General features: G+C 69.4%; 9 protein-coding genes. 3 read left to right on the forward strand and 6 right to left on the reverse strand.

Features of this window, described 5'->3' with window-relative positions; translation table 11 throughout:
- The first annotated feature begins 163 nt into the window (after positions 1 to 163).
- Positions 164 to 535 (forward strand): VOC family protein, encoded by a 372-nt coding sequence (locus ABT352_RS39380; protein ID WP_350950161.1) that lies wholly within the window; start codon positions 164 to 166, stop codon positions 533 to 535.
- A gap of 210 nt (positions 536 to 745) precedes the next feature.
- Here the strand turns inward: ABT352_RS39380 and ABT352_RS39385 are convergent, their stop codons facing one another.
- Positions 746 to 1213 (reverse strand): hypothetical protein, encoded by a 468-nt coding sequence (locus tag ABT352_RS39385; RefSeq protein ID WP_350950162.1) that lies wholly within the window; start codon positions 1211 to 1213, stop codon positions 746 to 748.
- Between the two features lie 143 nt (positions 1214 to 1356).
- Between ABT352_RS39385 and ABT352_RS39390 the strand changes: the two genes are divergently transcribed.
- Positions 1357 to 1806 carry a GNAT family N-acetyltransferase gene (locus ABT352_RS39390; RefSeq protein WP_350950163.1) on the forward strand — a complete coding sequence of 150 codons (450 nt, stop codon included), beginning with the start codon at positions 1357 to 1359 and terminating at the stop codon, positions 1804 to 1806.
- A gap of 83 nt (positions 1807 to 1889) precedes the next feature.
- Here ABT352_RS39390 and ABT352_RS39395 read toward each other — a convergent pair whose 3' ends face one another.
- From ABT352_RS39395 to ABT352_RS39405, 3 genes are all read right to left on the reverse strand, one after another.
- Positions 1890 to 3908 carry a molybdopterin-containing oxidoreductase family protein gene (locus ABT352_RS39395; protein WP_350950165.1) on the reverse strand — a complete coding sequence of 673 codons (2019 nt, stop codon included), beginning with the start codon at positions 3906 to 3908 and terminating at the stop codon, positions 1890 to 1892.
- Between the two features lie 171 nt (positions 3909 to 4079).
- Positions 4080 to 5915 (reverse strand): M28 family metallopeptidase, encoded by a 1836-nt coding sequence (locus ABT352_RS39400; RefSeq protein ID WP_350950166.1) that lies wholly within the window; start codon positions 5913 to 5915, stop codon positions 4080 to 4082.
- A 136-nt stretch (positions 5916 to 6051) separates the two neighbouring features.
- Positions 6052 to 6489 (reverse strand): RpiB/LacA/LacB family sugar-phosphate isomerase, encoded by a 438-nt coding sequence (locus ABT352_RS39405; RefSeq protein ID WP_350950167.1) that lies wholly within the window; start codon positions 6487 to 6489, stop codon positions 6052 to 6054.
- A gap of 73 nt (positions 6490 to 6562) precedes the next feature.
- Here ABT352_RS39405 and ABT352_RS39410 point away from each other — a divergent pair, with 73 nt between their 5' ends.
- A complete protein-coding gene (locus tag ABT352_RS39410; protein ID WP_350950168.1) occupies positions 6563 to 8989 on the forward strand; it encodes a lysylphosphatidylglycerol synthase transmembrane domain-containing protein in 2427 nt (808 codons plus the stop codon).
- Between the two features lie 111 nt (positions 8990 to 9100).
- Here the strand turns inward: ABT352_RS39410 and mgrA are convergent, their stop codons facing one another.
- The gene (gene mgrA, locus ABT352_RS39415) at positions 9101 to 10129 is read right to left on the reverse strand and encodes an L-glyceraldehyde 3-phosphate reductase (RefSeq protein WP_350950169.1); all 1029 of its coding nucleotides are present in this window, start codon (positions 10127 to 10129) and stop codon (positions 9101 to 9103) included.
- On the reverse strand, positions 10126 to 12186 hold the full coding sequence (locus tag ABT352_RS39420) for a S9 family peptidase (RefSeq protein ID WP_350950170.1): 2061 nt from the start codon (positions 12184 to 12186) through the stop codon (positions 10126 to 10128). The genes mgrA and ABT352_RS39420 overlap by 4 nt, the downstream gene beginning before the upstream one ends.
- Positions 12187 to 12767: the final 581 nt, after the last annotated feature.

Here is a 12767-nt window from a genome sequence, read left to right on the forward strand (position 1 = left end):
GCGAGAACCGAGAGGCGTACATCCGGTGACGTGACCCGTGCACCCGGCGACGTGACCGGCGAGAACCGAAACGCGTGGGTTCGACGGCGTGACCCGCCGGAACCGAACCGGGCTATCCGGAAACCTGCTTGACGGCTTTGGTGGTGTCGGGTTGGGTGGAGCGATGATTGACGTTCACTGCGTGACCTTCGACTGCGCCCAGCCGTACGAGCTGGCGACCTTCTGGCGCGACGCCACCGGTGGAAAGCTTCACCCGGATACGGAGAAGAACGACGACGAGGTCCTTCTCCAGGGAGGCAAGATCGACCTGCTGTTCATCAAGGTCCCCGAGGACAAGGCGGTCAAGAACCGCGTCCACCTGGACCTCACCGGCTCCGCGGGCACCACCCGTGACGAGGAGGTCGAGCGCCTGGCCGGACTCGGCGCCACGGTCTCCGAGGACCACCGCGACCCCGAAGGCGGCGGCTGGGTCACGATGCTCGACCCCGAGGGCAACGAGTTCTGCGTCTGCCGCGCCGAGCACGAGAGGGTCTAGCGTCTCCGGACGCCCTTGGCCCGGTCACGCGGGAAGGCCCGGCCGGGCCGCGAGACCGGGCGACACACACGCCCCGGCCGCTCGCCGTGGCCCCTGAACACCCATCGGAGCCTGAACGTCCACCGGAGATCTTGAGCACTCGTCGGGACCTTGAACGCCCGCCCGGGAGCCGGACGGTCACCCGGGAGCCGGACAGCCGGGTCGTGGGGTTCAGCGGCCACCGGGGAGCGAGGTCTGGCCGCGTCCCTTGAGCGTGAGGGCGACGATCGCCGTGATCAGATAGACCACGACACCACCCTGGAGCGCGTCCAGCGCCGCCCCGAACACGCCCTCGCCGTCGAAGACGAGCTGCACCGGATACATCAGGATCGCGGAGCCGAGTGCGGGATAGAGGGAGAACTTCCAGGGATGGCGCAACGCCCAGAGCCGGGCCTGCCGGGTGACCCGGTCGCCGACGTCGGGCTTGCTGACCGAGCCGATGGCCGCGATGAGCGAGAACAGGCCGATACCGACCACCATCGCCCACGTAAGATCCAGATCTCCGGCGAAGAGCAGGTCCATCCCCAGGCTGGCCGCCGCCACCGCACCGCCGGTCACCGCCGCGGCCTTCCAGGGAGCACCGCGCAGCGCCGCTCCGGCGAGGGACATCTCGTCACGTTGAGTCAGTTCGTCGTTCATGCCTCCAGGGTGCCCCTCGCCTCCCCTTGCTCACATCGGGGAGCAACCCTGAATTGTCCCCCGAGACGACGCATCGGAGGAGGCCGTCCGCACCGCTGGTGGGAGAGCGTGGGAGGTCAACGGTTCCGGGTAGGTTGGCCGTCATGCCGGTGGAATTCCGTATCGCCCGTGCCGAGGACGTCCCGCTCATCGTTGCCATGCTCGCCGACGACGCCGTCGCGGCCGCGCGCCAGGGAGCCTTCGGCGACGAGCACCGCGCCGCCTTCGAGGCCATCGACGCCGACCCCGGCAACGAGCTGATCGTCGCGGAACTGGACGGCGAGGTGGTGGGCACCATGCAGCTCACCTACATTCCCGGCATCTCCCGTCGTGGCGCGCTCCGGATGCAGATCGAGGCGGTGCGGATCGCCTCCGGCCTGCGAGGGCGAGGGCTGGGACGCACGATGATGGAGTGGGCACTCGACCGAGCCAGGACCAGGGGATGCGCCATGGTCCAGCTGACCACGGACAAGTCCCGCAAGGACGCTCACCGCTTCTATGACTCCCTCGGCTTCGTCGCGTCCCACGAGGGGTACAAGATCGCGCTGACCTGATCAGCCGGTGGATCGCCACAGGATGACGCTGACCTGGCCGTCGAGGTGTTCGTGACGATCGGCCACGAGTGCAGGGCCGCCGGTCATTCCGTGGTGGTGCAGGGGGCGAGTTCGACCAGGTTGTCGTGGTAGAGGGCGCCCCGGCCCATGTCGGCGTCGCGGGCGGCCACCACGGCGTTCGCCGTCGCGCCCCCAGGGCTGAGCTTGCGCCAGTGGCCCTTGGTGGACGCGACCACGCCGGGCCGTACCCTCTCGGTGATCTCGACCACGGCCTCGAACTCGCCCTCGTCGTTGAACACCCGCGCCCGCTGCCCCTCGCTCAGCCCTCTCCGCGAGGCGTCCTCGGGGTTGACCAGGACGCGCGGGCCCTTCGAGCGCCTCAGCAGCTCGGGGTTGTTGCCGAAGGTGGTGTTGAGGAAGGTGTGGGAGGCGGGCGTGATGAGCGCGAGCGGGTACGGCCCCGACGCGGCCGAGGCCGTGTGCGGGGGGACGTAGGCCGGTCCCGAGCCGAACTCCATCCGGCCGGAGGGCGTCGGGAAACCGTCGGTGAACGGCACGAACGGCTGGGGGACGTTGAGGCGGACCCAGCCCTCCTTGCGCAGCCGGTCGAGGGTGATCCCATCCAAGGACGGGTGCCCCGAGGTGAGCAGCTCCTCGGCCAGCTCCAGGTCGGAGTCGTACAGGGACGGCTCGGTGAGCCCCATGTGCCGTGCCAGGCGGCGGAACGTCTCGGTGGTGGACAGGCACTCGCCGGGCGGCTCGACGGCGGGCTCGTTCCACATCAGGTACATGTGCCCGTACCCCGCGTGCAGGTCGGCGTGCTCGATCTGCATGGTGGCGGGAAGGACGATGTCGGCGTAGTCGACGGTGTCGGTCGGGAACTGCTCCATCACGACGGTGAACAGGTCCTCGCGCAGCAGCCGCTCGCGGATCCGGTTCTGGCCGGAGGTGGAGCCCATCGGGTTGGCCGCGTACACCCACAGGCACTTGACCGACTCGTCCAGCTCGTCGGCGAGCCGCGTCATCGTGAGCGTTCGGACAGGCCCGGGGAGCAGGTCGTCGCGGGTGTCGATGTTCAGGTGGACGTGCCCGCTGGTGGAGTACACGATCCCGCCGCCCGGGTGGCGCCAGTCGCCCGTCACACCGGGGATGGAGGCGATCGTACGCATCGCGGTGCCGCCGCCCGCGTGCCGCTGCATGCCCATGGTGGCCCGGATGCCGGTGGGCCGCGTACGCGCCAGACGCGTCCCCAAAGCCCGGATGTCGGCCTCGGGCAGCCCGGTGATCTCCGCCACACGCGCCGGAGGGTGGCGCAGGATCTCCTCGCGGAGGTTCTCCCAGCCGTTCGTGTGGTTCTCCAGGTAGTCGCGATCCTCGGCGCCCTCGGCGAGGACGACGTTCATCAGCCCCAGGGCGAGGGCGGCGTCGGTGCCGGGCCGGATCGGCAGGTGCTCGTCGGCCTGCTCGGCGGTGCGGGTGCGGATCGGGTCGATCGCCACCACGTGCGCCCCGGCCGCGCGGGCGTCCTGGATGAACTTCCACAGGTGGTGCCCGGTCGTCAGCGTGTTCGTCCCCCACAGCAGGATGAGCCTGGACAGCGCGAACGTCTCCGGATCCATGCCGCCCGGCGTGCCGTAGACCTGCTGCAGCCCGTGGTTTCCGGCCGAGGCGCAGATGTTCAGGAAGTGCCTCGACGCGCCGAGGACGTTCCAGAACCGCCTCCCGGCGATCCCCTCAGAACCCTGGACGTATCCCAGCGTTCCGGTGCCCACATAGGGCCAGATCGCCTCGCCGCCGTGCTCGTCGACGATGCCGCGCAGCCGTACGGAGATCTCCTCCAGGGCCTCGTCCCAGCTGATCCGCTGGAATCGGCCGGACCCCTTGGGGCCGACCCGCCGCATCGGGTGCAGGATGCGGTCGGCCGCCCCGGTGTGCTCCAGGTAGCGGTTCACCTTCACACAGAGCGCGCCACGGGTGTAGGGATGGTCCGGGTTGCCGCGCATCTTGACGGCACTGCCGTCCTGGACGGTCACCACCCAGGAACAGGTGTCCGGGCAGTCCAGCGGGCACGCCCCCAGCACTCGCAATTCGCCTGACGACATGTCCCGACTGTAGCCGCGCTCTCCGCGCGGGGTGCACGCGCGTTCCCCTCCGCTCCCCGCTCCCCGCTCCCCGCGTCCCGAGTTCCGCGGTCCGCCCGGCCCTCCATATCCCGTCGTTTCCCGTGTCCGGCACCCCGCACCCTCGTGGCCGTACGCCACGCGGCCCCCGTGCTACCTGAGGAGGCCGCCGTGGTCGTGGTCGTGGTCGTGGCCGGATTCCAGGCCGCCCGCGCCGGTGCCCGGCCTGCCGGGGACGACGGCCCCCTTGCCGGGCACCCCGGGCACTCCGGAGCCCTTGGAACCCCTGGAACCCGGGGAATCACCGGCGTTCGGCGGGCTGTTGGGAGCGTGGGGGAGGTCGTCGGCGTACCCGTAGGTGAACGCCGCCGCCGCGATCGCGCCGCTGTTCACCAACAGGGCCCTGTCGTTGATGTTGGCGATGGTGTCGCACGCCTGGTGGTAGCACTTGTCGTACGCGACCCCGGCGGTGCCGCCGAACTTCTTGGCCTCCTCGGTGCGCTTGAGGCCCTCCGCGCCGGTGAACAGCCCGCCGGCGGGGATGCCGATCCCGATGAAGGGGCCGTAGTCGGATCGGCCGCTGAAGTCGGCGTCCTGGTACGGCTCGCCCACCGCCTCGAAGTACGCCTGGAGGAGCTTCTCGATCTGGCCGGAGCCGGGAGGAGGGGTCGCGCTGATCACGTTGCCCGACGAGTCGCCGTCGTAGATCCCGAAAACGTGGTTCGGTGAGGCGATCATGTCGAAGTTCAGGTAGAGCTTGACCTTCGCCCGCTCCGCGGGGGGCAGGGCGGACACGTAGTACTTCGACCCGAGCAGGCCCAGTTCCTCGGCGCCCCAGAAGGCGAAGCGCAGCCTGTTCTTCGTCCGCAGCGACTTCGCCGCCAGCGCCGTCTCCAGGACGCCGGCGGTGCCCGAGCCGTTGTCGTTGATGCCGGGGCCCATCATGACGCTGTCCAGGTGGGCGCCGAGCATGACGACCCTGTCGGGGTCACCCCAGGTGCTCTCGGCGATGAGGTTGCGTGTCCTGCGGTCGGGGGCGATCTCGGTCCGCACGACGAGCGCCGCCGTCGTTCCCCGGGCGGCCAGTTGCTCACCGGTCGCGAAGTCGGCGCTGACGACCGGGATGCGCACGGTGGAGGTGTTGATCGAGCCGCCGAACAGGCCCTTGTGGGTGTCGGCTCCCTCGGCCCGGCCGTCGTTGAAGATGATCACGCCGGACGCGCCGGCGGCCTCGGCCCGCTCCGCCTTGGCCTGGAAGCTGCAGGTGCCGCGCTGGATCAGCGCGATGTTGCCCCGGACGAATCTGGAGAAGTCGCTCGCCTCGCACCCCGAGGTGGATTCATGCCCCTTCTTCGGCGGCAGGACCAGGTCGACCGCCTGAACCGGGGCTGTCACCTCCCCCGAACCGGAGTACGTCATGGTCCTGAAGTCGGTCCCGGGCACGTACCTCTTGGCCAGGGGCCGTGTCCGCTTGAGCACGGGTGTCGCGACCTCGCGGAAGAAGGAGATCTTGAACTCCTGCGAGGTGAGCTTGTATCCGGCCTCGCGGAGCCTGTCCGCGACGTAGGCGAGCGAGGCGGCGTAGCCGGGTGTGGCCGCCGCCCGGTTGCCGCCGTTGGCGTCGGCGATGCTCTGGAGCCTCTCCAGGTGCCCCCTGAGGGCGGCGAGTTTGATCGACGCCCCGAACGCCTTCGCCTCCGGCGGCAGAGGGCTCCCGGCCGGCGGCGCGGAGTCGCCGCCCCCGGAAACAGGTGCCGCGCCGGCCGGGATGACGGCCCCGGCGGCCCTCTCGGAGTCGTCGCCTCCCGCGAGGGGTGCGGAGCCCTTCGTGACGGGTGTCACGTCTCCCGCGAGGGATGCCGCGTCGGCCACGACGGGTCCCGGGCCTCCCGCGACGGGTGCCGCGTCGGCCGGGGCGGGGGTCGCGGCCGACACCTCGGCGGACACGGTGGCCAGGGACAGGACCGAGACCGCGGTGATCGCGGTCATCAACTTCCTGGGGACGACGGAAGGGGCTTCCCGCCCCTCGGACGCGACTCGGCGGGACGCGAGCGGGTGACGGAACATGGTGTTCAGCCTTCCAGCCCTTCACCCATCGAATTGATTGTTCTCGCAGGTAGAACGGTCAATTCTCCATCTGCGACAGGTACGCTGTGTTCGCCCGGTCCTTCTCGTCGAGGCTGGGACTCCCCGCGAACCAGGCGTCCAGGATCTCCCCGAGCAGCGGGGCGGAGATCAACCGGAGGCTGATCGCCAGCACGTTGGCGTCGTTCCAGCGACGTGCCCCGTCCGCCGTGGCCGCGTCCGCGCACAGCGCGGCCCGTACGCCGGGCACCTTGTTCGCCGCGATCGACGCGCCCGTCCCGGTCCAGCAGCACACGATCGCCTGATCGGCCACCCCCGAGGCCACATCTGCGGCGGCACGCGCGCAGCACCACGCCCAGTCGGCCCGCTCGTCGGCCAGGGCGCCGTGAGGTATCACCATGTGGCCTCGTTTTTCGATTTCGGAGACCAAGATGGAGGCCACACCGTCAAGACTGTCAGAGGCGACCGAGATGCGCATGACTCTGATTGTGAACACTCAACGAGAAGATCGGTGACGCACCTGTAATGCGGAACATGCAGAATCGCAGGCGGTGACGGAAATCAAGGAACTGGACGAAACGGCGTCCGTCGACGGCACACGGCCGCCGGCAGACGACGATCTCGCCGTGCACGTCGTCGAGCCGCTGCTCCCGCAGCGGATCCGCCGTCCCTCCGACCTGCTGCGGTTCCTGGCGACCCTGCTCGTGCTCACGGCCGTGGTCCTGCTCGCCCTCGTCGCCAAGAAGACCCTGAACGGCCTGGAGGGCGACGTCGCCGACGGCACCAGCCGGGCACCGTTCCTGCTCAGCGGTCTGGCCGGGGTGCTGAGCGCGTCGGCGATGCTCGGCGTGCCCGTCGCCTTCGCCATCGAGAGAGTGCTGCACCGCGACGGACTCAGGGTGGCCGAGGGGCTCTTCGCGGCGATCGCCGCGATGGTGTTCTCCTTCGCGCTCGGCGAGTGGATCCTCAAGGCCGGTCCCGAGGACCTGCGGGTCCTGCTGACCGGCGGGCGGGCCGGGGTCGAGCCGATCAACACCCTGCTCACCCCGATCATCGCCTACGTCACCGCGGTGCGGATATCCCGCCGCCCCACCTGGCGGGCGGCCCTGTGGAGCGCGGTCGCGCTCAACGCCGTCGCCCTGTTCGCGGGGCTCGCCGCGACGATCCTCGGCATCGTCGTCTCCATCCTGATCGGGCTGGCCGTCGGCTACGCCACCCTGTACGGCGTGGGCAGCCCCAACACCCGCCCCCCGGGCAGCACGGTCGTCGCGGCGCTCCGCAAGCTGGGTTTCGTCCCCGTCAAGGCCCGCAGGCTCGACGACGACCACCAGAGCAGCCGCCGCTACGCCGTCGACCTCAGGGACGGCAGCCGTCTCGACGTCACCGTCCTCGACCGTGACCGCCAGGTCGCCGGTGTGCTCTACCGCCTCTGGCGGCGCATGCGCCTCAACACCGAGACCCGCCGCAAGGCCATCCGCTCGCTCCGCGCCGAGCTGGAGCGCGAGGCCCTCATGGCGTACGCCGCGCAGGCGGCCGGAGCGAGCACCCCCAGGCTCGTCGCCACCAGCGAGATCGGCAGCGAGGCCGCACTGCTCGCCTACGAGCACGTTCCCACCCGCGCGCTCGACGACATCCCCGACAACGAGATCGACGACAACCTGCTCGCCCAGATCTGGGAGCAGGTCCTGCTGCTGCAGGTCCAGCGGCTCGCCCACCGGCGACTGACCGGCGACAGCATCCACGTCGACGGCGACGGCCGGGTCGTCCTGATGGACGCCCGAAGCGGCGAGATCGCCGCCGGTGACCTGCTGCTCCGTCTCGACGTCGCCCAGCTGCTCACCTACCTCAGCCTGCGCGTCGGCGCCCAGCGGGCGGTCGCCGCCGCCGCGGCCGTGGCCGGGTCCGGCGTGCTCGCCGACGCGCTCCCCCTGCTCCAGCGGATCGCGCTGACCCGCGAGACCAGGGCCGCGCTCACCAGGAACAAGGAGCTGCTCACCGAGATCCGCGACCGGATCGTCGAGCTCAAGCCGAAGGTCGAGGCCGAGGAGGTGCGCCTGGAGCGCTTCCGTCCCCGGACCCTGATCACCATCATCGGCACCGCGTTCGCCGCGTACTTCCTGGTCTACTACCTGACCCAGATCAACCTCAACATGATCACGTCGGCGAAGTGGAGCTGGACCGGAGTGGCGCTCGCCGCGGCGATGCTGAGCTACGTCGCGGCCGCCCTCATGCTGAGGGGGTTCGTCCCGGAGAAGCTGCCCCTCGGCCGTACCGTTCTCGCCCAGTTCGCCGGGTCGTTCGTCAAGCTCGTCGCGCCCGCCGCGGTGAGCGGGGTCGCGGTCAACACCCGCTACCTGCAAAAACGGGGTATCCCTCCGGGGCAGGCGGTGGCCAGCGTAGGGGCCTCCCAGCTCATCGGGCTCGCCTTCCACGTCGGCCTGCTGCTGCTTTTCGCCTACGTCACCGGTTCCAACACCGCCTCGTCGTTCACCCCGTCGCGCACGCTCGTGATCACGCTGCTCGCCGTGGCCGTACTGACCCTGGTCGTGTTGAGCGTCCCGCGCCTGCGCCGCCTGATCACCGCACGGCTCCGCTCACTGTTCTCCGGCGTCGTCCCGCGTCTGCTCGACATCCTCCAGTCACCTCAGAAGATCATCGAGGGCTTCGGCGGCACCCTGATGCTCACCCTGTCCTTCGTGATGTGCCTGGACGCCTGTGTCCGCGCCTTCGGGGGTTCCATCAACTTCGCCGCCGTCGCCATCGTCTTCCTCGCGGGCAACGCCATCGGCTCGGCCGCCCCGACTCCCGGCGGGCTCGGAGCCGTCGAGTTCTCCCTCACGGCCGGCCTCACCCTGGCGGGTGTGCCGCGCGAGGTGGCGGCCCCGGCCGTGCTGCTGTTCCGGTTGCTCACCTTCTGGCTGCCGGTCCTGCCCGGCTGGGCCTCGTTCACGTACCTGCAGCGAAACGAGGCGCTCTGACCTCGGCGTTCGTCCTGGGCTTTCCGCTTTCGAGAACGGTTCCGACAGGCGGAGGCCGCCGGTCACCTGGACCGGCGGCCTCCTCGGAAACGCGCGGACGGGCGGGACGGGTCAGACCTCGCTGGACCTGGCCCAGATGTTGATGCCCGCGTCAACCGCGTCCTTGTCGATCGTCTCCAGCTCCCTGTCGTCGAACGACAGGTTCTCCACCGCGGAGAGGCTGTTCTCCAGCTGCTCGACGCTGCTCGCGCCGATCAGCACCGAGGTGACGCGCCTGTCGCGCAGCGCCCACGCCAACGCCATCTGCGCCAGCGACTGACCGCGCCGGTTCGCGATCTCGTTCAGGATGCGGATGTGCCGCATCGTCTCGTCGGTGAGCATCTCCGGGGTGAGGAAGCGCCCCTGCGAGGCCCGCGACCCCTCGGGGATCCCGTTCAGGTAGCGGTCGGTCAGCATGCCCTGCGCCAGCGGCGAGAACGCGATGCAGCCCACGCCCTCCTCCTCCAGGACGTCGAGCAGCCCGCCCTCGATCCACCGGTTCAACATCGAGTACGAGGGCTGGTGGATCAGTAGCGGCGTGCCCATCTCCCGCAGGATCCGTGCCGCCTCCTTGGTGTGCTCGGGCGAGTAGGACGAGATGCCCGCGTACAGCGCCTTGCCCGACCGGACCGCGTGGTCCAGCGCGCCCATCGTCTCCTCGAGCGGGGTGTCCGGGTCGAACCGGTGGCTGTAGAAGATGTCGACGTAGTCGATCCCCATCCGCTCCAGCGACCGGTCCAGGCTGGACAGCAGATACTTGCGCGAACCCCACTCGCCGTACGGGCCCGGCCACATGTCGTAGCCCGCCTTGGTGGAGATGACCAGCTCGTCCCGGTACGGGGCGAAGTCCTCGCGGAAGTGCCGCCCGAAGTTGGTCTCCGCGCTCCCGGGCGGCGGGCCGTAGTTGTTGGCAAGATCGAAGTGGGTCACCCCCAGGTCGAAGGCCCTCCTGAGGATGTCCCGCTGGACCTCGAAGGACTTGTCGTCGCCGAAGTTGTGCCAGAGCCCCAGGGAGACGGCGGGCAGCTTGAGCCCGCTCTTGCCGACCCTGTTGTACGGCTGACGGTCGTCGTACCTGTCGTTCGCCGCGATGTACGTCACTGAGCCACCTTTGCCGTGTCGAGGATCCAGGAGAGGGTGAAGGCCTCCTCGCGCCAGGAGTCGTACCTGCCGCTGCGGCCGCCGTGTCCGGCGCCCATCTCCGTCTTGAGCAGGAACGGCCCGCCGCGCGCCACCTCGCGGAGCCTCGCGACCCACTTGGCGGGCTCGTGGTAGAAGACCCGGGTGTCGTTGAGGCTGGTGATCGCGAGGATCGGCGGATACACCCGGCCGTCCACGTTCTCGTAGGGCGTGTACGACTTCATGTACGCGTACACCTCGGGGTCGTGCAGCGGGTCGCCCCACTCGTCCCACTCGATCACGGTCAGCGGCAGCGACGGGTCGAGAATCGTGTTCAGCGCGTCCACGAACGGCACCTCCGCCACCACGCCCGCGAAGGTCTCCGGTGCGAGGTTGGCGACCGCGCCCATCAGCAGCCCGCCCGCGGAGCCACCCCTCGCGATGATCGCGCTCGACCAGCCGGAGGCGGAGAGGTGCTCGGCGGCGGCGACGAAGTCGGTGAACGTGTTCTTCTTCTGCTGGAACTTGCCGTTCTCGTACCAGTGGCGGCCCATCTCACCGCCGCCCCTCACGTGCGCGACGGCGAAGACGAAGCCCCGGTCGAGCAGGCTGAGCCTCGCGACGGAGAACGAGGGGTCGATCGAGATCTCGTAGCTTCCGTAGCCGTACAGCACGGTGGGAGCGGGCCGCTCCGTACCCTTTTTGACCACGATCGAGATCGGCACGCGGGTGCCGTCCGAGGCGGTCGCCCACTCGCGGAACTGCTCGTAGTCGGCCGGGTCGTAACCGCCCAGCACCACCTTCTGCTTGAGCAGGACCAGCTCGCCCGCGCCCAGGTCGTAGTCGTAGACCGACGGCGGGGTGATCATGCTGGTGTAGCCGAGCCGCAGCCGTCCCGTGACGAACTCCGGGTTGCCGGAAGGGGCGACGTCGTAGATCGGCTCGGGGAAGGGGATCTCGTACGCCTCCCCGCCGCGGGGCAGGATGCGGATGCCGGTGAGGCCGTCCCTGCGGAAGTGCACGACGGTGTGGCCCTCGAAGGCCTCGACGTCGAGCAGCCGGGTGTCGGCGCGGTGCTCGATGAGCGGCGTCCAGTCGCCGGGGGCGTCGAGGGGCGCGGTGGCCAGCTCGAAGTTCTCCGCGTTCCGGTTGTGCAGGACCAGGAAGTGGTCGCCCGCGTGGTCGACGCCGTACTCGACACCGGTCTCCCGGGGCCTGACGACGCGGAACTCACCGGAGGGGTTGTCGGCCTCCAGGATGCGCACCTCGCTGGTGATCTTGCTTCCGGCGGAGAGGACCAGGTAGCGCTCGCTGCGGCTGAGCCCGATGCCGACCCAGAACCGCTCGTCGGACTCCTCGTGGACGAGCACGTCGTCCTCGGCAGGGCTTCCGATCGTGTGCCGGTGGACCTGGTTGGGGCGCCACGCGTCGTCGACCGTCGTGTAGAAGAACGTCGTGCCGTCGGCGGACCAGGCGCCGCCGTAGAAGATGCCGGGAATCTCGTCGGGGAGGGTCTCGCCGGTGGCGAGGTTCTTCACCTTCAGGGTGAAGCGCTCGTCACCGGTGAAGTTGGTCGAGTAGGCCAGCAGGGTGCCGTCGGGGCTGACCGAGCTGGTGCCGATCGAGAAGAAGTCGGAGTCTCCGGCGAGCTCGTTGCCGTCGAGCATGACCTCCTCGCCGGGAAGCGACTCCCCGGCCTTCAGCTCGGGCGGCGTCTCGCCGTCCGCGGCCACCCGGCACTGGATGCCGTACTGCTTGCCCTCCTCCGTCCGCGAGTAGTACCACCAGCCGCCCTTGCGGGTGGGAACCGAGAGATCGGTCTCCAGGGTGCGTGCCTTGATCTCCTGGAAGAGCGTCTCCCGCAGGGGCTTGAGGTGGGCGGTCGCCTCCTGCGTGTAGGCGTTCTCCGCCTCCAGGTAGGCGACCACCTCCGGGTCGTCCTTGACCGTCAGCCACGCGTAGTCATCGACCACGGTGTCCCCGTGGTGCACGCGCTCGCTGGGAACCTTCTTCGCCGTCGGCGGCGTCTGGCTGCTCACTCGGCCGAGTCTATGTTTCCGCCGGTGCCTGTTCGGGTGTACCCGCTCGGTCGTCGCGCTTCGTCCCATCCGGTTTCGCCGGGTCCCCCTTGGCGCTGCCTGTCGCGCTTGGTCTGTCCCTCCGCGCGGGCACGCTCGGCCGAGGCCCTCGGGGACTTGAGCTCTCAGCCCTCGGCTCGCCGGCTCCTCCCGGCTCGGGGAGTCCGGGGAATACGGCCGCGAGGTTCGTCGTTGTGTCCTGAGCGGTCCGCGAGGGCTGCTAATCTTTCGATGTCGGCGAGGTCCGGCGCAAACCACTTTGATCACTCCGGTGACTTCCGTATGGCTTGCGTCGTGTTCGCCGATAATCCCTTTGAAGCCAACGGCCTCGGAGCTCGGTTCGCAGAGCTGCTCAGAGGCTGGTAAGTTTGAGGGGTTGCTCTGGAAACGGAGCCGCCTGAATTCCATCAGGATCTGCCAGATCGAATCAACCGGATTAAAACGAGCCGGTTTGACACGAAAAAGCGGGCCTGAAAGAATAAAGGCACAACGAAAGAACAGAATAAAACGAACGCCCCGGAGTTCTGCCGGACCGGTTGGTC

It is taken from the genome of Streptosporangium sp. NPDC000563 (genome assembly GCF_040299985.1).
In the GTDB taxonomy this organism is placed as follows: Bacteria; Actinomycetota; Actinomycetes; order Streptosporangiales; family Streptosporangiaceae; genus Streptosporangium.